Source organism: Kineosporia babensis, from assembly GCF_021129305.1.
Taxonomy (GTDB): Bacteria; Actinomycetota; Actinomycetes; order Actinomycetales; family Kineosporiaceae; genus Kineosporia; species Kineosporia babensis.
Genome location: NZ_JAJOMB010000035.1, coordinates 48,179 through 68,138 on the forward strand (window position 1 = coordinate 48,179; position 19,960 = coordinate 68,138).

Here is a 19,960-nt window from a genome sequence, read left to right on the forward strand (position 1 = left end):
TCTCGCGGCAGGGCTGCGGACCGTTCCCGGCAGCGGGCCCGACCCGCTGGAAGAAGCCCTGGCCCTGACCCGCCGGCTGAAACTGCCTCACATCCGCCGGGCCCTGGCCGATGTCGTGCCCACCGCCAAGGCCCAGCGCTGGGACCCCGCCGAGGTCGTGCGTGTCCTACTGGCCGAGGAAGCCGCCGGCCGTGACCGGGCCAACCTCCACACCCGCCGCAAACGCGCGGCGTTCCCCACCGGCAAGACGTTCGGGGACTGGGACGAGGCCAAATCGTCCATCCCCCGAGCCACCCAGGACGCGCTCAAGGCCCTCGAATGGATCGGGCGCCGCGAGAACCTTTCCATCTGCGGGCCTTCCGGAACGGGCAAGTCCCACTTCAGTGAAGCCATCGGCCAAGCCGCGATCGAGGCTGGGATGAGCGTTGCCTGGTTCACCATCGAAGACCTCGGCGTCCTGGTCCGCCGCCACCGCGCCGACGACTCCATTGCCCGCGCCCTGAACCGGATCATCCGCTCCGACCTCATCATCGTCGATGACATCGGCCTGCTCCCGGTCTCACCCGACGCCGCCGAAGGCTTCTACCGACTTGTCGATGCCGCCTACGAACGCCGGTCCGTGGCCGTCAGCAGCAACCTGCACCCCTCGGGCTTCGACGAGATCATGCCCAAAACCCTCGCCACCGCCACCGTTGACCGGCTCCTGCACCACGCCCACATCGTCGTCACCGACGGTGACAGCTACCGGCTCGCCCAGGCCACCACCGGCCAAGGCGTCAAGCCCTTCAGCTAACCCAACCCACCCCAGGCCGGGGAGATATCTGGCCACCGTTGGGGAGAACTACCTGGCCGCCAGTGGGGAGGAAAACTGGCCGCCTGCGGGGACAAACGCTTGGCCGTTGACACAGCAGCTAGAGGTCAACACTTTCATGTTCAGGCACGAGGACGAACGGGGCTCCTTCCAGGTGGACGGCGAAAGCCTGGGCCTTTCGGTCACCCCGCAGTGGCTCGAGGACAACCCGGAGGGCCTGCGTGGCCTGTTCGATCAGCCCTTGCCGGTCATGGTGTGGACGACTCGCCAGGGCGGCGAGCACAACTACTGGTGCTTCGAGGATCAGCTCTACCGCACCGAGGACACATCGGTGGACGAGTACGAGGCAGGCGAGCAAATCGCCGAGCTTCTCGGCGCAGAGTCTCCCGCCGTCGATGCCGTGCCGGTGCCTGAGCAAGCTCCCCAGTTTCGCCAGCAGCCGACCACGACCGTTCACTCCAAGGTCTCCTGGCTGGCCGGTGAAGTCCGGATCCATCTCAGCGAGGACCTGCTGATCGTCAAAGAGGCGGTCTCCCCCGGATCGCAGGTGGCCGTCTACCAGAGCTCGCTGGTCGAGGATCTGGCGCAGAAGATCCTAGCCCTCAACCAGCGCGCGATTCCCGTCGTGCTGGAGCCAGAAGCTGTCTTCAGCAACGGAGAGATCCTTGCCGCAAGGCTCCCCGAGCAGCGCAGTCCCGGGCCGTCGACGCCACGTTGGCGACCAGGCTGTCACCTGGTCTGGTACGGGCCGAACAACTGGTGGGTGGACGAGAACGCCGCTCTGGGGCAGGCTATCGCCGAGATCGACCGGCGTTTCACCCCCTACCAGGCCGAGCCCCAGCCCGGGATCGGTGGCCGGACGGGGACGGCCTTGTTCACGTAGGGTCGGCCGCTGCATAGCTGGAGGCATGTCGCCTTAGCTGTCCTTGTTCGCACTGTTCCTCGGCCACCTGGGCAATGCGGGCCTTCACGTCGGGCCCCAGCCGGGTCCAGCCGAAGACCCGGGCAACCACCTCGATCAGGGCGTCCAGGTCGACCCCGCCGGCGTCTCGCACCAGGTTCACCACCGCGATGGTCAGTTCGGAATCGTGCACCTGGTCCACCTTGCGCAGGCAGTCCTCGACCGGCGTCCGCACGGTATTGATGTACGAGCCCGTCGTCGCCGCTGAAAAAGCCGATGAAATCAGGGGTACAGTCACTAAGAGCGCTCCCCGAACGTGCTTCTAACTCCATAGACAAGATCAGAATGTCACTGTCGGACGGGCAGTCTCACCATTTTGCGGACATCACCTCATCAGGCTTCCTGCAAGACCAGGGCTAAATAGCGGCCGTTAAATCTGGCCCCGTCTTCCTCTGCCTGGACAGGAGGCTGGCTACAGCTCGCGAGCCAACTTTCGCCATCCGCCCATGACTTGGACGCTGTCCTTATCGGGCATGGCCATTGCACGGACGACGGCCCACACCCGCTGCTGGTCATCCAGTTCGTCTGGCAGTGGTAGGTCTCGCCAGTTCGCCCGCGGCGGCAGCCCGGACACCGAGAAGAACAGGCGCATGGCCTGCGTTGCTTGGGCGGGGTCGGAGAGGCTGACGCCCCAACTGGCCTGACCCGCGCAGTCACCGCAGAACCAGTCCGCTCCGAGGACGGAGACGTTGCGGGCATCCAATTGGTCGGTCCGGAAACGCGCCATGCAGATCGGGCACTGGGCCATCGCCTGTACCTGCCAGGCCGCATGGCGACGCATGCGACCGAAGGTGAGGGCGGCAACGGGGCCACCGTGATGCCAGGTACCGAAGCGTGAGTAGATCGTTCCTTCCAGCTCCGGTAGGGACGCCGATCGTTCCAGCTCCGGAAAGAGGGTCTTGGCTCGCAAGGCGAAACAGGAGGGTGCGTGCCCGCCCGCGCGCTGTAGAAGGAGATGGCACAGGTCGTCTGCCTGCGCCGGCCACACGTGGTCCAATTGCTCGGACAGTCGGCTGAGGTCCGGCCCGTCCTGGTCGATCCCGGCGGGTTCGAAGCTGTCCCAATACCAGAAGTCAGGCTCGCCGCCGGATTCATCGTCGTCGTACTCATCGCGATCGTCGGAGTCGTCGCCGTGGTCGGAGCTGTCGGAGCGATCCAGCAGCCCGATCTCGACGGGCAACTGCGTTCGCGGAAGCGGTTTCACGGTGTGTTTGAGCGTGGGAACGACAGGCGTGGCAGCCTGCGCGGCCAGGTGGATGAGTTCGTCCACCTGGTAAAGGCCTTCGGCTGCACGTTCCAGCGCCGAGTTCAGGGCCTCCACGTCGGCCCGGGCGCGCAGTGCGCGGATGCCGTCCGGGTGCGTAACGACCAGCTTGCTGCGCAGACGTCGCCATTCCCCCCGCCGTTCGTAGCCTGCATGTTCCACGTAGCAGTACCCGGAGGGGACCACCGGACAGGAAAAGAAACGGGAGTCACCGCCCAACGTCATGGTGGCCTCGAACCCGAAAATGGCCTCCTCGTCGTCCTCGTCCTCAGTGTCACCGGCACCCTCGAATTCTTCGCCGTCGGCGTCAGAGCTCAGGCGGAAGCTAAAGGACTGCACACGCAGCGAGGCGGGTTCGTAGCGTTCCCAGCCGCACGCCTGGGCAGCCAGGGTCGCCTGGGCTCGTGCCGCTTCGACGTCCTGAGCGGCCAGGAGGTGCCCGACCCGCTCCCACTCCTGGTTCAGCTCGCGGGTCATCACCGGCGGCAGGGCAGCGAAGCTCAGGGCATCGAGTTGGTCCTGCGTCAGCCAGTGGATGCCGCTGGGCACGTCCAGGATGTCGTTGCTCAGTGAGCCCTCGCGGTCGCCCTGGAACAACCCCCAGGTCTCCTGGTTCACCAGGACCCGGCCGTCCTCGGCCACGACGAAGCAGCCGTCGGGAATGTGCTTGTTCTCGAAGACCCCGGCTTCGTCGGCGATGAAGTAGCGGTGCCAACCGGTCTCGGCCACGGCTGCGCAGACCAAGGGCCAGGCCTGCGGATCGCCCTGCTTGATGGCTTTCTTGGCAGACTTCCAGGCACTTTTCATCGTCTTGGTCAACTTGCCGACGGGGGCCTGCGCCTCCCGCATGAAGGCTTGCACGCGTTCGTGATCACGCCGTTGAGCGGGTGTCTGTGGCCAGTTCGGCGGTGGGTCCCAGATGATGCTGCCGTCGTAACCCATGGAACGGTAGGCGCGATCGACTGCTTCGTCCGGGGCGACGACGCCCAGGCGACGCAGGACGTTCTCTGCGGTGTCGCGCAGGCAATCGTCCACCACGACCAAACGGCGGTCGGAGAAGTAGAAGCGCCCGACTTCCTCGTAGGCGGCCACCAGCCGCACGTATCCCTCCAGCGGATAGGTCGCCCAGGGATGAAACGCCCTGGGCTCCTGAGCATCCAGGCTGCCGGCCACGTCGAGTCCTTCCGCGGTCAGGTGCGCGCGCATCTGATCCCGCAGACGTTCGTCGCAGCAGTGCAGGAGACTCTTCTCCAGTTCGAGGAAGCCCACATACTCCTTGGCGCCCGGCACGCGCAGGTACCGCCGGGTCGTGTTGGCGAGCCCGGTCCTGCCCGCACGACCGTAGGACTCCAGGACCAGATGTGGGACAGCCTCCTCGGCTCCGTCGCTGGCTTCGTCGTCGTCGACCTCCTGCATTCTCTGGAGCGCGTTCGCGTAGGCACGATCGGACGCCTCCTGCGCCAGGTCCTCAAAGACGGCTGTATCCGCGTCGAACGTGCCCGTCCGCAGCTGCGACAGCAGACTGTTGCAGTCCCGAAGATCGCTGTACACCTCATGGACCCAGTCAGCTGCTGCTGCGGGCATGGCGTCCATGCTCGTTGTTTGTTGCGCCGTGTGCAGGCCAGAGAACGTCGAGAAGCTCATGAGGAGGGTCTGGGCTCGCTCGTGCAGCAGGGCGACCGCATCCGCGTCGTCCAGGCCCTCGATGTCCAGTCGATCCGCCAGACGCGAGCGCAGTTCCACGGGCAGAGAGTGGAGGTGTTCGGCCAGGAGACCCGTAGTGATGCTTGAGGCCGGGGAGAAGCCTTCGGGGCGGTCGAGGTCGAACAGATCGTGCAGCGCATCCACCCGGTTGCCCAGAAGAGACTCCTGATGACGTAGTTCGTCGATGAAGCGGTCCATGGCGATGTCGGTCTCGAACACCTACGCTCCTTGGCCGAGGACGTGGAGGATCCGCTGAACGGTGCGCTCCCCGATCTGTGCCAGACCGGCGGCGTCCACGGCGGACATCAGCGCATCCGGTGGGTCGTGCGGGGCGACGGCCGTGATGATCCTGTCGAAAAAGGTTGCCAGCATGCTCAGCAGTTCCAGCGAGGAGGCGATGGCAGAGTCGAGGTCACGGCCGCCCGAGGTCAAGGCTAGAGCGGCCATGCTCAACAGGGCGATCAGTGTCTCCTCGGCCTGCCGACGCAGCGCGGGCGGATCGAAGCCCTCCAGTTCGCTGTGCGCATTGCCGTGAGTGGTGCGCTGCAACAGCCAGGAATCCAGGTCGGGGCTCAGCTCATTAAAAAGGGGCGCGCACAGACCGAAGAGCACCTGCTGGGAAGTAAATCGACGTTCCTGCCGGCTGATCTGTTCATCGGGGTCTGCGACGGCGAACCAGGCCAGTACCAGTCGGCGGACGGCCATGTAGATGTCAATGACGTGGTCCTGCTGGCGGATCTGTTGGCGCTGCCCGTGGGCCTCTGAGACGGATGGTAAGGCGTTGATGTGGTCGCGCACCATCTCGGTGATCGGCGAGGGGAGGGCCGCCCTTTCCAGGTCGTGCAGCACAGCGGCCTTGCAGTCGGCGAACCGTTGCCGCAAGGCGAACGTTGACGGGGTTGCGCTGACGGCGGCCATGAGGGCGTCCAGGCAGGTATCGAGGCACGACGACAGCCTGGCCGTCATACCGGCCATGGCGCGGGGATGTGCGACCTCGGCGCTGCCGATCAGTCGGGTGGCTTCCAGGAGCACATGAAGGTCGGGGTCGGATGCTTGATCGGCGAGGCGTTGTAGATCACGGGGCGACCACAGCAGGGAACGATCAGGGCTGAACGGGGCTCGCCCGAAGACACTCGCGGCTGCCAACGTGTTGGGGTCCAGGGTGGCTGTGACGATGAGGTTGAGACAACACCCGAGGACGACGGCGCTGGCCGTTGCCGTCCAGTCCTTGTCGAGGTTCTCGTGCTCGGCGCGGGCGTTCATGCCATCGCCGAGTGCGTCGACGAGGTCCATGACCGGTCTCCACAGCGGATGGTCACCGTGGCGCTGGAGGCACAGGGACATGGCAGGCTGCCACACCGGCGCCGTGGGCGTGGCCTGGTCCTGAAGGGAGTATCCGTGACGTTCCAGGACACCGGCCAGGCTGTGCTGCAACGCCTCGATGCGGTCCTGATGCTCGTCCACGGATGTGTGCCCCAGGCCGCGGACTACGTGAGCCAGATGGACCAGGGCCCGGGCCACCGCTCCGGCGTGATCGGACTGGCGGTGGATCGACTGGGCCTCGGCCAGCAGGTTCAGCACGGTGCACAGCTGCTGGATCATGTCGCTCTGGGCATGGCCAGAGGCAAAGTCGTCGTCGGTCACGGTGTACTCGGCGGAGAACCGGTGCAAGGTCAGCGCCCAACGGCTTCGAGCGGCAGCCTGGTAAGCCAGACGCTGGGGGAGGGTGTGCCCAGGAAGCGACATGAACTGATGCGACAGGACCCAGGTGGTCTGTAGGCCCATGTGCAGCCCGGATGCCACGGAGCGGGGGTCTGAGGTCACCGCTTCCAGCACCTGCGGGGTCTGGGTGATCAGGGTTTCCCAGGCCGGGACCAGGTAATCCAGGACGCCGTCGATGGCCTGCAGGAGATCTTGAACATCCTTGTCGTCGGCGTCGGTCGCTGCAGGCTCCCAGGTCACGTCTGCGTAAGTGCTCACCTTGTGGCGGCCATCCGCCGCGCCGTCGTGCATGGCATCCCCCCACTGGCGCGTCCGGTAAAGACGAGCAGCGGGGATGATCGGCCATGGGGGCACCCAACTTGAGCCGGACCGGCCCGTGGGCCTGCGCGGTTGGCTCTGTGGCCGGTGATTCCGGTCCCAGGGACAGGCCTCCTCTCACCGGGCCGGGACGGTCTGGTTGTTGCGCAGGTAGAAGCACGTTCCGTGCTGCAGAGCGTTCAGTAGCCGCGAGAATGTGACAGCTTGGGCCTGCCCCACCAGGTCGGGCCATTCCTTCGCCGAGGTCATCTGCCACTGGTCATGTTCGACCGATAGCTGGGGCTGCACGCGTGCTGCGTCGAGACGGGGGCCGGTGAAGTAGTACTGCGTGTAGGGATCGGTGCCCGCCGGCTGGCGCCAGTCGACGCCGAGCAGCTGGGGCGGGCCCACAAGGTCGAGTCCGGTTTCTTCCTGCAGTTCACGCAGAGCGGCCTCCCAGGGGTCCTGCCTGTGCTCGACCGTTCCGCCGGGCTGCTTGGCGGTTGCGGTCGTCGAGGGCGGGGCGGGCGAGGACCTGGTCGATGGTTACCAGGGCGGGTGTTCCAGGGCGGCGTCGTGGATCTGGAAGTGGTGGGCTCACCCAGGACCTGCGCGGCACCGATCGCCACAAGCATCCCTTCCGTCGGACGCAGGTGCTGAACGCCGCCGGTGCAGGAGCTATACCGCGTCGGTGAGCATCAGGTTCTGGTGCTCGAACGCCAGGCCTGGAGTGTCGTGCAGGGGGATCCAGGCTGCCTCGAGGCTCTCGTCGTTCATCTGCGGCTGGGCATCCTTGTCGGCCAGGTTAGCCAGGTAGTAGACGTTCAGGGTGGAATGGGTCTCGCCCTGCCACGGATAATGCCCGAGGTAGAGGCCGATCAGCGGCCTGAGGTAGATCTTCAGGCCGGTTTCCTGGGCGGTCTCGCGCACAGCGGTATCGCCGGGATGCTCATCGGCGTCGCAGAAGCCGCCGGGCAGGTCCCACCTGCCGAGGGCCGGCGCTTGAGCCCAGTGCAGCGCGAGGAAGGCGTCCCCACGGGCGATGACGGCGCTGCCGGAGGGCTTGGCGTTTAGGTAGGTCCAGGGCTGGCAGGCAGGTGCGGGGCATCGCACCGGGGGCGCTCCGGGAAGGCCGCTCCCACAGTAGCGAGCCATTCGCGCAGGGTAGTGAGATGCTGGGGCTCGGCCGGACAAGAACCCCGGGCAGATATCGGTGCCCCCAGAGAAGCGCCGGTCCAGGAAACCGCTGACCGAGGCCTCTCGTATGACCCTGTCCAGCTTGGCTCGGCAAGAGTCGACATCTGGACCGTGAGTATTTTCAGAGAAGGCTGGGGCAAGCGACTCTCATGGCGCACCAGGCGCAACGCCGATGCTGCGAGAGGCTCCTTGGTCATGCTGGCCCGGGAACTGAACGGCAGCTACAGGCTCGTCGGATATCTCAGGGCGCTGGCCTCGATCTCCTTGTTTCTCGGTCTCATCATCGCCCTGAACGTGGGAGGTGAGGTCGGAGGCGCTGCAGGCTTCGCCGCCGCGATCTCTGCCTTGATCGCCTACTTCTGGATTCGTTGGCTGGCCACCATCCTGTATCTCTTGACTGGTCTCCTACGCAAGCTTCACGATCTGTAAGTTGCTGAACAGCGAAGCCTTTCAGTCATGAGCTGTCGCCTGGCTGGTGCCTGGTTCTCCCGTGGCCGCGGCGCTTCACCGGAGTCCACCCCGGCGTGGCGAGATCGTGAGGCTGAAGGTTGGTGCCCCTCTGGTTGGGTCGCAGAGCCGAGGACGTTGCATGGCGGGTTCGTCGACAGCAGGCTCCTGGTCTCGCCTACCACGGACGGTGCTCCGGTGGGCTTAAGGGTGCGCACCCTGGAGTGCTTCGGCCACGTACACGCAGCCGAGCAGCATCAGGACAAGGGCGATCGCCGCGGTGACGGCCAGGGCGGTCTCGATGTGGATGATTCCCAGGATCCCTAGGACGAGCAGCAGCATGTTCGACATGACGGCCTCCTCGGCAGGTTCTTCCCACATTCATCGCAGGGTATGCCATAACTCTACATAGGGCTAGATAGAATTACGACGTAGGATGCACGCTGGGTGCGTGAGACGACGCCGTGCCTTGTCCCTGGCAGCGGTCAAGATCCTGGGGCTGATGCTGCAGGACGAGACCGCGGAGTACTACGGCCTGGATCTGTGCCAGCGTGCCGGCCTGCTCACGGGCACTGTGTATCCGCTGCTGCAGCGGCTCGAGGACCAGCAGTGGCTGGAGTCCCGGCGTGAGGACATCGACCCCGGCAGCAGCGGCCGGCCTGCCCGGCGGCTGTACCGGCTGACCGGCCTGGGCGCCCGGGAAGCACGCCGGGAGATCACTGCCCTGCAGGCGACGTGGCAGCCACTCACCCCTCACCCCGGGACCCCATGATGCCCGAAACCCTGCTGAGCGCGCTGCTTCTGGCCGCCAGTCGCCGTCACGGCCAGCTCACCGATGAGCAGGTCACCAGCCTCAGCACCGCCTACGCCATCGCTGAGGGCGCTCACGCCGGGCAGCGACGCAAGAGCGGGCATCCGTACATCACCCACCCGGTGCAGGTCGCCGAGATCGCCGCCGGCTGGGACCTTCCGTTCGCCGTGCTTCCGGCAGCTCTCCTGCACGACGTCGCCGACCCAGACTGCACAGCGCCGGTCCTGACCGAGGACCTACACGATCACGTCAGCGACGACGTGATCGCGATCCTGCACCTACAGCACGACCTGAAGTCACACCACGACCTTTCGCTCTCCTGGCCCGCTCGGCCTGCGCGCCACCGCCGGACGGCCAGATACCAGAGAATCTGGCCGCGAGCGCGGTGGCCCTGCGGATCGCCGACCGGCTGCACAACGCCCGCACCTGGCAGTTCGTGGAGCCCGAGAACGCGCGTGCTCGCGGCCAGGAAACCCTCGAGTTTGTCGCGCCCCTGGCCGCGGCGGTGGCCCTGCCGGCGGCCCGGGACGAACTGCTGCACTTGTCGCTGCGCACCTTGCGCCGCACCCGCCCCACAGGCCGCAGGGGTCGTAGCCGTCTCGGCGCAGAAGAGCGCGATCGGTCGCTGCGTAGCGAGCACCTGACTCATACGCTCCTGCACCGTGCCCTGGATGCCTTGCCGGAGCGGTTGAGGGAACGCTACGCCGAGGAATGGTCCGCTGATCTTGCGACCCTGACCGGCACGCTACAGCGGATACGGTTCGCTGCGGGGCTGCAGTACTCCGCGCGTCAACTCTCGAGCACCCCGCGCTCTTGAGCATGTGTCAGGCTTCGCTCAGGAAGCCGATGAACGAGCGCTGCGGCGTTGTTGAGGATGCCGATCTCGGCGGGCTGGGTGGGTGGGGTTGATCTTCTTCGTCGGCACCGTCACCGTGACGATGTCTGGACGTAGTGACGGCCCTCCCGCTAACACTTGGCGGTGTCGGGAGGGCGACCGGAATCCGGTCACACCGTGACCCGCCTGCCTGCCAACCAGAAAGACCAGAGTCACGCGACACTGACGACCGTCTCACTGCGTCCAGCCCACGACCCAGACCCAGGACTTGTAGTTGGCCCAGCCGACCTCAACCCCATCGAGGTCGCCTCCAGAGGCGAACGTAACCTCCACTTCTGCACCGGGCGCCTTACAAGCCCTGTACTTACGCACCTCATTGGTGTATCCGTGTCCATCCGGGCCCAGCGACACTCGTTTGCCGTTGGTTCCAAAAATCTTGGCAGCCTTGGCCTTCGACATGCCGAGCTTGATCTTGCCGAACTCGGTGACGGTGACACACGGCTTGTTCTTCGGAGCCGCCTCAGCGCTACCTGCGCCTGCGAGCATCAGCGCGGCAGAAGCTCCAAGACAGATCATGATGCGACGCATAGCGGTCCCTTCGTAGCCGGGAACTGCTCGACTATCGGCGGCCGCTCGGCCTCTCTGACGAGGCAGGACGGGTGAGCCCCGCAATGCTCTGGTCTGGCTCCGACACAAGGACCTCGTCAGAGCTGCGATCGGCACTCTGGCCTACCCGCACCGCCTGGTCCTCTGCCAGCCCGACATGCACTGCCCGTCCGGATCACCAGGACCAACGATCCCTGTCCGTCGGTCGCATTTGATTCGGTACCTACCACACGCGGCGCAGATCGTTCCAACAGCGTCAGGTGCGCTCAGGTGTGCTATCCCCGGTTCCGTGCGTCGGAACCAGGCGAGCACACGCCCGTCTGAGTGGTTCGCCGAGACCAAACCAGGACCGCCAAGAGATCGTGGTCGCCATCACAAGTCCCCGTTTCCCTCTGGGAGCGAGAGATGTCGAGAATCGCTGGTGTTGGCCCCGGTCTCATCGTGGCAGCCACCTGCACACTTCTGCTGGCGGGCTGCTCTGCAGCTTCCAGCCCGGACGCAAGCCCGCAGGCTTCGGCCTCGCAGCTCGCCACGGGACCGGCTACCGGTGAAAGTACCGGCCGATCTGGTGGTGCCGACACAGCAGACGTCACCCCTTCCGGCTCTGAGTCGTCCGAGACAATGTCAGAACAGGCTGAGCGCTCAACGGCCAAGCCTTCCTCGGCAGAGCCATCACAGTCTGCGCGCGCCGAGCCGGAGGAACAGGCGGAGAACACCGCGGACGAGAAGGTGGACCCTGCGGTCGAGGAGTGCTTCAACCGCAAGGGAAATAAGGGCGAGATCCTGGTACGCATGATCGTCGGCGAGGACGGACCCCCTACCGTTATGCGTCTTGGTGAAGGATTCACCTGGCTGCATGGCTCCAAGATCTGCGTCGACACCGTTGAGTACGCGATCAGGGGCGACTCCAACTGGCCCGGCTACTGCACTCAGGTAGCGAAGGTACGGGACAACCCTGGCTATGACGAGAATGAGGTACCGGCGCCACGCCTGAAACGGGTCATCGCTCAGGCCGGCGACTGCGGATGAACCAGGTCCCTGCACAGGGGCGGACAGGACGGGCTGTCGGCATTCGCGACGAGGCAGAGGGTTCGCCGACCGCCCGCTCGGCCCTGCTGAGGCTGCTTAGCCGGTCCCAGTCCGAACGACCCCGTCGCGCAGCACCGTGGGCGGCGGCGCCCGGTACACCGTCAACGGCGACGCCCGCACCTACCACAGCGAACTCCCCGAAGTCGACGCCATTTGGGCTGACGACCCCGACTGGAGCACCAAGAAGAAACATCGGCCCGATCATCGAACGAGGACTCGACTCTGCTGACACCCGAGCAACCAGCAGGTCATGCCCCACCCCGGCCATTGCCATTGCCTCCAACCTGCGTGAGGAAACGACGGTGTCCAAAGGAGCGTCCATCGATCATCGGCCCAGCCGTATCGGCCTCCTATAGGCACAAAAGTTGAAGTCTGCCGAGGGGGCAGATGTAGCCGAATATCTAAGAATAATCAAAGTCCACGGAATTCTTCAACGCGCCAAATTTACAGTCAAGGGCGAATGGCTCAAAGCGAAAGAATGCAGTCAAAGGACCATGGAGCACCTCGGGGCGGATTCTGGCGTAAGCGGGAAGGCTTGGAGGACCGATGATGCCTGCCTCCGGCTATCTTTCACCAAGATTCGTTACATCCAAGTGGGATAAGGAAGGGTCTTTATCGGGTGGAAAGGATCGACCATGAAGAAGCTGGCGAAGGTTGCAGTAGCTGGGGCTGTCGGCCTGATGGGGTTAGTGGGAATGGGTACTATGATCGAAAGCGCGAACGAGGGTCCTGAATCTTTGTATACCTCTTCGGTGACGGTGATGGACAGTTCTGGTACGGCAAGAGTGATTGCACCTTTCGACATTGAAGGCATTTGCGAAAAGATGAAGATGCCGGATAATTCTGGCCTAAGTGAGTACGATGGTGCAATCTGCCAAGAAAAGCTGAAAGAAACGGCCGAGTGGCTCGGTGGCTTGTACGGTGTTGAGGGTTACAACGACCCGTTTGTAGTCAACCAGGTCATGCCGACCTGCAAGAACTTAAAGAAGTAGCGGGTAAACTTAGCTGCCTTAGCTTCTTCAGTATCAGATAAAGAACTCTCCCGCATTGATGGCGCTTTCGAGATCGCCGAGGTGAAGCAATCTGAGTTCGCTCGTGCCGCCAAAAGAGATGATGGGGAAGCACACACCATCGCGGTCAAGGTCCTCGACTACGGGACGGATGCCAGTTCGGCCCTGTGCCTGGTGATGGCCTCGGCCATCGTCCACTGGCACAAGTTCGACTGAAGATAGGGGACCTATGTCCGGCCGGGGCCGGTTGGTGCTGGGTATCGTCGGTTCGTGGCCGAGCACGAGAACGGTCCTGATTCGGCCCTGCTTGCCTATCTGGCGGGTCTGGTCCGGGTGAGAGCTGCCGCTGGTGTCGTCGTGCGCAACGAGGACGGGCACGTGCTGGTGCTCCACCCGACGTACAAGACCGAGGCAGAACTACCCGGGGGATCGCTGGAGGCAGACGAGTCACCCCTGCAGGCCTGCCGGCGCGAACCGGAGGAAGAGCTCGGGTTCGTCCCGCCGGTGGCAGGGCTGCTGTGTGTGGACTGGGTGCCCCCCCGGATCATGAACGTGTGGGCTCGTCAGGAATGGCACATCGAGAACCGCCTTCACTGGGTCCGCGACATGACACTGCGTGAAGACGAGCAGCGAGCCAGGACTGGCCGAGGGCCCGCTGTTTTCGCTGTCCTGCGGAACACCGCGATCGGCTACCACCGCACCGAAGGAGAACCCAACATCGCCCGAGCCACCCGACGCGCCTCACGCCGCCCAGAAGCCCTGATTCAGGCCCTGACCAGCAGCGGAGCTACTACGCAATGACCCTGAGGAAGCCCCCGACAAGCAAGGGGGCTGCCTGCTTCACTCACCGAACGCCCAGCACAAGCCCTCTCACACCACGGAACCAAGGGCCAGGAGCAAGCCAGCACCGGGGCCAGCCAGCTGGTGATGCCAGGCTGCCACGGCAACCTCATCGATGTGGTCCCGGAGGACGCTCAGCAAGCGATGCCTGGGTGTGGCATCCACCCGGCCGCCACCACCGCTGACACCGTCATCACCATGATCAGAAGGACCAGCCTGGCCACCGTGCCGCTGCTGGCAGTCGCCGCCCTGCTGGCCTCATGCTCCTCCAACACCCAGAACACGCCCCTTGACCCGGCGACCTCCAGCGCCGCCACGGCGACCGCGCAGCCCCCGACCTCCTCACTACCGGCCACCAGCGAGAACGGACCGGCAGGAACAGACCAAGCCTGGAACGGCGCCGACGACGTCGTGCACGCCGGCACCGCTCCAGCCTTCCCCGAGGACCTGGCCGGGTGGAGCCTCGAGCAGGAGTGGACCGAGACCCCGCGCGCTTTCGAGGACCAATGGAGTTCGCTGTGCGGGCCGAACCGGTGCTCGGGATACCCCGCCACCATGAACGGCTGCGGTACCCACCGCTTCCTGTTCCGCTGGCGCAGCCTGGGCCTACCCGTCGTCAGCTCCTCATCCTGGGCCAGCACCAGCGACCTCGACACCACCGACAGCCAACCTCTCCTGAACACCGAACTCGGGCAGACACCCGCCGCGACGTCAGGATGGGCCGAACTGAACGGCTGCAGCCAGCTGACCTTCACCCTTCCCACACAACCAGAAGGACAAAGCACCCTCGTCGACGTCGCCGTCAGCATCCAGGAATGGATCCCGGCCCCCTGAACCACACCAAAGCCGTCCGAACCTATCAGCCCGGAGGTCCCAGCCGGGCCGGCCCCGGACCCGGCGGCACCGGCCCGACGGTCGGGCCGCCAGCACGCCCTGGTATCAGCGAGAGGAGATGAAGATCGACAATCCGACAGGTCACACCCGGACGAGCTTCGCCCCTCCGGGCAAGATCAGGGATAGTGCGCCAATGCCGTGCGGCGCCTCGACCTCACTCCGCGAGGTCGAACAGTAAGCCGCGTCCTACTGATATCTTCCGATGTAATTAGATTACTCAACAGGAATGGCGATAAAAGTCCAGAGCTGGATATGCGATAGCCCCTGCGTTAAGTGGCACCCTCGCCTTAAGGCATTTTCCTTCACGGACGGCAGCATCGGCGTTGTTTTTGGCGTCGGAATATTTCGAAGCAATCAGTGCAGTGCATGCCACTCTCCCTGCAGTGTTCGGAATCAGTGAACACACTGCGCCAGCAGCGACGCCTACACCGCCATCCGCCAAGGCGCTCTGAATTGATCGAGTTTCTGCCTTGGTCCACTGAACATAAATCACCGGAACCGGGCCCCACCATCCGGTATCGGTAATTGACGCCTTAGGCATGGCGCTCCTTGTCGGTGAGGCGGCCATCTTGCCGGGAACCCTTTGCTTGGCAGCTTGCTCTTCCCGCCCTGGCAGGTCGCGTCGAGGAGCGGCTTGAGCGGGAGTTGTCACTCCCACTATTACCGCAGATGCCACCAGGAATCCAAACAGAATTTTCTTCACGGCGGTCCCCTTGTAGATGGTTGATATCGGCTTATCTCAAGTTTTGGCGTGAGACATTGGTACGGTATCCCGCCACTCGAAGCAGCGAGATGAGAACTTCCAAGTAACGTATTGATCGGTGAAATTGGTGTAGCCGTCTGGGTGTGATGTCAACGTCTGGTTCGAAACGTGGGCGACCGCCCGATCGATATGCAGGCCGCCTCGAAGATCAATGCGGCCATCCGCCACGATCCGACGTGGTTGCGGGGCCTCGGTGGGGCAGTGGCCTGGCAGTGCACTCGGGCCGACACGGTCACGGGGCCGCGTCGTGATCAGGTGACTGCCAGCCTCTGGGGTCCGCTGCGGGGTGGGGGCATGATGCAGACGTCATCCGCAAGCGGTCGAGGCCTGCATCGTGCCGGTGTCCCACGCCGTACCGGAGGCACGCCCGGGTACAGGTGAGTGCAGGAGAACCCGCCTGTACTCCAGACCCTATGACGAAACGCCGCACTGCGGCCGTCTGGTCCACTTACCGGCCGGATGATTGAGAGAGCCTTTTGGTCGTGAGCGGCTGGGCCGGTGCGCCGGGCCAGCTCTCAGCGCGAAGAGCTTCCAGGTATCGGGCGTGTCGGGAGTTACCGGCGGGTCATTTCGGCGAGACGACGTCGTGCCTGGCGGAACAATAATCGGCGGGGCCTGTCGGGCAGTGCCTTGATGGAGATTCCTCGGTCGGCGCTGGCTTGTCGCAGGGGCGCGGCCTTGGCGGGGTTTCCTGCCGAGGTGTAGGTGTCGGCGAGGTTGTTGATGGCGGCCAGGGCGATGGGGTGATCGTCGCCCAGGACCTGCTGGAAGCCGGTGAGTGCCTGCTCGTAGAGGGGGATGGCCTTGTCCAGGTCTCCCACGGATCGATAGGTGTAGGCAAGATTGTTGATCGAGGCCACGGTGTCCAGGTGCTCCTCGCCCAGAACTCTGCGGCGGTCGGTGAGGGCCTGCTCGTACAGGTTGATGGCCCGGTGTGGGTCACCCGCCGATTCGTAGGCGCTGGCCAGGTTGTTGACCAGAGTCAGGGTGTCGGGATGCTCGTCGCCCCGGACCTGTCGGCTGGCGCTGAGGGCCTGCTCCAGGAGAGGGACGGCCTGGTCCGGGTCTCCCGCCAATTCGTAGGCGGCGGCGAGGCTGTTGGCCGATTCCAGGGTGTCCGTGTGGTCCTGGCCCAGAACCCTGCGGCGGGCTGCGAGTGCCTGCTTGTGCAGGGGGATGGCTCGGTCGTAGTTCCCGGTCGAGAGGTAAGCGTCGGCGAGGTTAGTGGTCGAGGTGAGGGTGTCGGGGTGCTCGTAGCCTAGGACACGGCGGTGGGCGCTGAGGCTCTGCTTGTGCAGGTTGATGGCCTGGCGCGCTTTCCTGGTCGAGGCGTAGGCCTCGGCGAGGGTGTCGAGCAGGGGCAGGATGCTGGGGTGTTCCTTGCCGAGGACCCGGCGGAAGCGGGGGATGGCCTCCTCGAGCATGCGGCTGGCCAGATCCGGTGATCCCGCTGCTCGCAAGGCCAGGGCGTAGTTGTTGCATAGGTGCACGATGGCGGGGTGCTCCTCGTCTCCCACGAGGGGGACACCACCGGTGATGACCTGCACGTAGAGGGGGATGGCCCTGTCCGGGTCGCCTGTCCTGCGATAGGCGTCGGCGAGGTGGCTGATCGAGCTCAGGGCGTGGGGGTGGGCTTCGCCCAGGACTTGCTTGAGGCCGGCTACGGCCTGCTCGTGCAGGGGGATGGCGCGTTTCAGGTCGCCTGCCGCGGCGTAGGCACCGGCAAGGTTGTTGGTCGCGGTCAGGGTGTGAGGGTGCTCGTCGCCCAGAACACGCTTCACACCGGTGAGCGCCTGCTCGAACAGCGGGATCGCCCGGCCCAGGTCCCCTCCTGAGAGGTAGGCGTCGGCGAGGGTTGTTGGCCGAGCTCAGGGTGTTCGGGTGCTCGTGGCCCAGAACCTGTCGCAGACCGGCGAGAGTCTGCTTGTGCAGGGGGACAGCGCGATCCAAGGCCCCTGCCGCGGCGTAGGCGTGGGCGAGGTTGTTGGCCGATCCCAGGGTTTCGGGGTGCTGGTGGCCCAGGACGCGTTGCTGGTCGGTGAGGGTTTGTTCGTGCAGGGGGATGGCTCGTTCCAGGTCTCCGGCCGTGGTGTAGGCGTGGGCGAGGTTGTTGGCTAAGACCAGGGTGTCGGGGTGCTCGTCACCCAACACCTGGCGTAGGCCGGTGAGGGCCTGCTCGAACAGAGGGATAGCCCGCTCCAGGTCGCCGGCCAGCTGGTAGGTGTGGGCGAGGTTGCTGGCCGAGATCAGGGTGTCGGGGTGCTCGTTGCCCAGGATCCGGCGTCGGTCGACCAGGGCCTGCTCGTGCAGGCAGGAAGCCTGTGCCAGGGCGCCCTGGCTGTCGAGGAAGACGGCTGTGTGGTTGCGCAGGCACGCAGCGCCGATGGCGTCGTCACCGGGGCAGGTCTCGGTGCTCAGATGCGTACTCAGCGCGTCGATGTGGGGCAGCAGGCTCCGCCAGGTCGGCCACTGGGCCGGGTCGAGCCAGCCCTCGGGGGTGGCCTGGTTTAGCGCGTCGATGGCCTGGGTGCAGGCCCGGCTGATGGCCCCGGGGTCGCGGTACGGGTCGTGGGGTTCGGGGGTGCGGGCCAGGGCCTGGACCAGCCGGTGCACGCTCACGGTGCTCTCGGGCCCGGTGGCGATCATGCTGTAGGCGGCGAGCCGGCCGGTTGCGGTGATGACGGCCGGGACCGGGCCCAGCTCGTTCAGGAGGGTACGGGGGATGCGCTCGGGCGCGTACCAGGCCAGCAGGCGCAGGATGTCCCCGCACAGCGGGTCGTCGGCGAGCCGGTCGAGGCTTGCTTGCCAGATCCGGGCCAGGGTCCGCTCGGCAGGGGTGTCCTCGTCCCCTTTGCGGTACACCTCGCCCGGGTACTGCTCGAGCAGGTCCAGGTACTCGGTCGCGGTGATCCCGGTCTGGGCCAGGTAGGCGCCGGCCTGCTCGATCGCCAGCGGAAGGAACCCCAACTCGCCGCACAAGGCATCCAACCCGGCCTGGTCTTTCGCAGCAGGGGCCCCGGGGCCGAGGATCTGCACGATCATGGTCAAGGCCTCGCCCGGTGCCAGGACATCGAGGCGGACCGGGGCGCCGGTGAGGTGATGCCAGCCGCTGGAGCGGCGGCTGGTGATCAGGACCTTCCCGCCCGGATGCAGCCGGGCCAGCAGCGGTTCCACGTCTGCGGGCGCGGTGACGTTGTCCAGGATCAGCAGCCACCCGGAATGGGCGCCCAGCCACTGGATTGCCCGGGCGGCCAGGATCTCCAGCGGGGCACCGGCCAGGCCCGGCTGGATCGCCGTCATCAGCTCGGCCAGAGCCGTGTGTACCCCGCCTGGGCTCTCGGCGCTGACCCACCAGAGCGGCCCTGGCACTGGCCCGTGCGGGCCGGAGCGGGTGGTGGCCCAGTGCGCGGCCAGCGCGCTCTTACGATCCCGCCCAGGCCGTGCACGGCCTGCACCAGCACCGCCCGGACCCCAGCAGTCCCGGATGAGGTGACCTCGCCAGGGGCTGCGCCCGGGGCCTCAAGGAAGGAGGCGGCAGACGGGCTGGTGCCGGCGAACGCGGCGTCCAGCGCCTGCAAGGCGTCCTGGCGGCCCACGAAGCCACGGCGCAGCGTCGGGACGTTGCTCAGCCCTGGCGGCGCCGGCACGTTCTCGACCGCGACGAACGCGGCCTCGGGCAGGACGACCGGGTTCGCGCCCGTGTACTGGACATTCGTCGACCCGGCCCCGGTCGAGGCGATCCCCAGCAGATCCCCACCGACCACGATGGACGCATTCCCCGACGCGGACGCCGACGCCGGCTTGCCTGCTGGTGTGTTCACCGGTACTGGATGTTGATCGAGCTGCTGCCGGTGGAGACGATCCCGCCGGCATCGCCGCCGACCGCAACCGATCCCTGCCCTGAGGCCGTCATCGATGCGAGCGGATGCCCAGTGCGGCGCTCCAGTTCCTGGACCTGCCCGAGCAGATCCGTCAGCACGGTAGCGAAGGCCGGGTCGGTCTCGGTCTCCTCCAGCAACGCCAGCCGCACCCGCTCCCGGGTTCGCTCCGGCACCACCGACACATCCACCACCTCCGGGCCAGAGGCCAGGTCGGACGCCGCAGCGGCGGCCGAGTCCTCCAGTCTGGCCAGCGAGGCGTCCGCGCCCAGCCGGTCGGTGACCGCCCGGTGCAGGCGCTCCAGGCATGCGTCCAGGCCGTCGTCCACCAGCTCATCGGCCCGGCCGGCTACCTGCCGGGCCTTGCGCCACGCGTACGCGATCAGGTACCCGACCACGATCTCGGCCCCCGTAACCATGCCCAGCCCCCGCACTCTCGACTGCGACTCACGGTAATGCCTGATCACCAAAAGCCATCGAGGAAGTCGTCGAAGACAGCGCCATCGCGCGCACCTGCAAGTGCCCGGCCGCGTCATGCTCCACGTGCACGACAGTCCCAGGCGTCACGGAAGGTCGCACTCCTCGCTGCATTCTCGCTGGTCGCGATCGCATGGCTGCTGCCGGGGATCGGCCTGGAGTGGGCCGGCCCGGTGGGGAAGAGGGTCGTGAGCAGAGCCGGGACACCAAGGCCGCCTGGGCGCGGTTCAACGACCCGGTTACCGACGCCGTGCACGAGGTCGCCGGCGCCCCGGGCTGACAGCAGCAGCTTCAGGACCTCGGTGTCCAGGACATCGCTGTCCTGCTCACCCTGGCCCGCACCGGCACCAAGAC

At 65.8% G+C, this 19,960-nt stretch carries 22 protein-coding genes and 3 pseudogenes; 13 read left to right on the forward strand and 12 right to left on the reverse strand.

From position 1 onward, the window contains the following. The first annotated feature begins 13 nt into the window (after positions 1–13). Together istB and LR394_RS38770 are read left to right on the forward strand one after the other, a co-directional pair. Positions 14–793 (forward strand): IS21-like element helper ATPase IstB, encoded by a 780-nt coding sequence (gene istB, locus LR394_RS38765; protein ID WP_231449728.1) that lies wholly within the window; start codon positions 14–16, stop codon positions 791–793. Positions 794–929: 136 nt separating this feature from the next. Continuing rightward, the gene (locus LR394_RS38770; RefSeq protein ID WP_231449706.1) at positions 930–1,694 is read left to right on the forward strand and encodes a hypothetical protein; all 765 of its coding nucleotides are present in this window, start codon (positions 930–932) and stop codon (positions 1,692–1,694) included. Here LR394_RS38770 and LR394_RS38775 read toward each other — a convergent pair. The 5 genes and pseudogenes from LR394_RS38775 to LR394_RS38795 all read right to left on the reverse strand — a co-directional run bounded on the left by LR394_RS38775 (position 1,687) and on the right by LR394_RS38795 (position 7,872). Then, complete coding sequence (locus LR394_RS38775) at positions 1,687–1,947, reverse strand: hypothetical protein (RefSeq protein WP_231449707.1); 261 nt, start codon at positions 1,945–1,947, stop codon at positions 1,687–1,689. The genes LR394_RS38770 and LR394_RS38775 overlap by 8 nt on opposite strands. Positions 1,948–2,184: 237 nt before the next feature. Continuing rightward, complete coding sequence (locus LR394_RS38780) at positions 2,185–4,959, reverse strand: hypothetical protein (protein ID WP_231449708.1); 2,775 nt, start codon at positions 4,957–4,959, stop codon at positions 2,185–2,187. Continuing rightward, entirely contained in the window at positions 4,960–6,753 is a 1,794-nt protein-coding gene (locus tag LR394_RS38785; protein WP_231449709.1) for a hypothetical protein, read from the reverse strand. It abuts the gene before it with no gap. Between the two features lie 144 nt (positions 6,754–6,897). Beyond that, positions 6,898–7,242, reverse strand: a pseudogene (locus LR394_RS38790) (NUDIX domain-containing protein); the annotation flags it as partial. Between the two features lie 195 nt (positions 7,243–7,437). Beyond that, positions 7,438–7,872 carry an NUDIX hydrolase gene (locus LR394_RS38795; RefSeq protein WP_231449710.1) on the reverse strand — a complete coding sequence of 145 codons (435 nt, stop codon included), beginning with the start codon at positions 7,870–7,872 and terminating at the stop codon, positions 7,438–7,440. Between the two features lie 279 nt (positions 7,873–8,151). Here LR394_RS38795 and LR394_RS38800 point away from each other — a divergent pair, with 279 nt between their 5' ends. After that, the gene (locus LR394_RS38800) at positions 8,152–8,385 is read left to right on the forward strand and encodes a hypothetical protein (protein WP_231449711.1); all 234 of its coding nucleotides are present in this window, start codon (positions 8,152–8,154) and stop codon (positions 8,383–8,385) included. A gap of 222 nt (positions 8,386–8,607) precedes the next feature. Here the strand turns inward: LR394_RS38800 and LR394_RS38805 are convergent, their stop codons facing one another. After that, entirely contained in the window at positions 8,608–8,784 is a 177-nt protein-coding gene (locus LR394_RS38805) for a hypothetical protein (RefSeq protein ID WP_231449712.1), read from the reverse strand. A gap of 70 nt (positions 8,785–8,854) precedes the next feature. Between LR394_RS38805 and LR394_RS38810 the strand changes: the two genes are divergently transcribed. The 3 genes and pseudogenes from LR394_RS38810 (at position 8,855) to LR394_RS38815 (ending at position 10,031) form a co-directional block, all read left to right on the forward strand. Continuing rightward, on the forward strand, positions 8,855–9,175 hold the full coding sequence (locus tag LR394_RS38810) for a PadR family transcriptional regulator (protein ID WP_231449713.1): 321 nt from the start codon (positions 8,855–8,857) through the stop codon (positions 9,173–9,175). Then, positions 9,175–9,477 (forward strand): annotated as a pseudogene (locus LR394_RS43885) (HD domain-containing protein); the annotation flags it as partial. The gene LR394_RS38810 and the pseudogene LR394_RS43885, both read left to right, overlap by 1 nt. A 122-nt stretch (positions 9,478–9,599) precedes the next feature. Beyond that, the gene (locus tag LR394_RS38815) at positions 9,600–10,031 is read left to right on the forward strand and encodes a hypothetical protein (RefSeq protein ID WP_231449714.1); all 432 of its coding nucleotides are present in this window, start codon (positions 9,600–9,602) and stop codon (positions 10,029–10,031) included. Positions 10,032–10,283: 252 nt separating this feature from the next. Here the strand turns inward: LR394_RS38815 and LR394_RS38820 are convergent, their stop codons facing one another. Further along, complete coding sequence (locus LR394_RS38820) at positions 10,284–10,637, reverse strand: hypothetical protein (protein ID WP_231449715.1); 354 nt, start codon at positions 10,635–10,637, stop codon at positions 10,284–10,286. 423 nt (positions 10,638–11,060) lie between these two features. On the opposite strand from LR394_RS38820, the gene LR394_RS38825 reads away from it, so the two are divergent. From LR394_RS38825 to LR394_RS38845, 5 genes are all read left to right on the forward strand, one after another. After that, positions 11,061–11,684: a hypothetical protein gene (locus LR394_RS38825; protein WP_231449716.1), complete on the forward strand. Its 624-nt coding sequence runs from the start codon at positions 11,061–11,063 to the stop codon at positions 11,682–11,684. Between the two features lie 695 nt (positions 11,685–12,379). Then, positions 12,380–12,736 (forward strand): hypothetical protein, encoded by a 357-nt coding sequence (locus LR394_RS38830; RefSeq protein ID WP_231449717.1) that lies wholly within the window; start codon positions 12,380–12,382, stop codon positions 12,734–12,736. A gap of 81 nt (positions 12,737–12,817) precedes the next feature. Beyond that, complete coding sequence (locus LR394_RS38835) at positions 12,818–12,970, forward strand: hypothetical protein (protein ID WP_231449718.1); 153 nt, start codon at positions 12,818–12,820, stop codon at positions 12,968–12,970. A 54-nt stretch (positions 12,971–13,024) separates the two neighbouring features. Next, positions 13,025–13,555: an NUDIX domain-containing protein gene (locus LR394_RS38840; protein WP_231449719.1), complete on the forward strand. Its 531-nt coding sequence runs from the start codon at positions 13,025–13,027 to the stop codon at positions 13,553–13,555. Positions 13,556–13,792: 237 nt separating this feature from the next. Further along, positions 13,793–14,428, forward strand: coding sequence for a hypothetical protein (locus LR394_RS38845; RefSeq protein WP_231449720.1), 636 nt, complete (start codon positions 13,793–13,795; stop codon positions 14,426–14,428). Positions 14,429–14,705: 277 nt separating this feature from the next. Here LR394_RS38845 and LR394_RS38850 read toward each other — a convergent pair whose 3' ends face one another. From LR394_RS38850 to LR394_RS43890, 3 genes and pseudogenes are all read right to left on the reverse strand, one after another. Beyond that, a complete protein-coding gene (locus LR394_RS38850) occupies positions 14,706–15,191 on the reverse strand; it encodes a hypothetical protein (protein WP_231449721.1) in 486 nt (161 codons plus the stop codon). A 614-nt stretch (positions 15,192–15,805) separates the two neighbouring features. Further along, on the reverse strand, positions 15,806–17,074 hold the full coding sequence (locus tag LR394_RS38855; protein ID WP_456238337.1) for a tetratricopeptide repeat protein: 1,269 nt from the start codon (positions 17,072–17,074) through the stop codon (positions 15,806–15,808). A 112-nt stretch (positions 17,075–17,186) separates the two neighbouring features. Then, positions 17,187–17,702: pseudogene (locus LR394_RS43890) on the reverse strand (tetratricopeptide repeat protein); the annotation flags it as partial. On the opposite strand from LR394_RS43890, the gene LR394_RS38865 reads away from it, so the two are divergent. Further along, positions 17,635–17,904, forward strand: a complete 270-nt coding sequence (locus LR394_RS38865) for a hypothetical protein (RefSeq protein WP_231449723.1) — start codon at positions 17,635–17,637, stop codon at positions 17,902–17,904. The pseudogene LR394_RS43890 and the gene LR394_RS38865 sit on opposite strands and share 68 nt — an antisense overlap. Positions 17,905–18,550: 646 nt before the next feature. On the opposite strand, the gene LR394_RS38870 is transcribed toward LR394_RS38865, so the two are convergent. Together LR394_RS38870 and LR394_RS38875 are read right to left on the reverse strand one after the other, a co-directional pair. Then, positions 18,551–19,072, reverse strand: a complete 522-nt coding sequence (locus tag LR394_RS38870) for a hypothetical protein (protein WP_231449724.1) — start codon at positions 19,070–19,072, stop codon at positions 18,551–18,553. Further along, entirely contained in the window at positions 19,069–19,548 is a 480-nt protein-coding gene (locus LR394_RS38875) for a hypothetical protein (RefSeq protein ID WP_231449725.1), read from the reverse strand. Before LR394_RS38875 ends, LR394_RS38870 begins: the two co-directional genes overlap by 4 nt. Positions 19,549–19,739: 191 nt before the next feature. On the opposite strand from LR394_RS38875, the gene LR394_RS38880 reads away from it, so the two are divergent. Further along, on the forward strand, positions 19,740–19,886 hold the full coding sequence (locus LR394_RS38880) for a hypothetical protein (protein ID WP_231449726.1): 147 nt from the start codon (positions 19,740–19,742) through the stop codon (positions 19,884–19,886). The last annotated feature ends 74 nt before the right edge of the window (positions 19,887–19,960 follow it).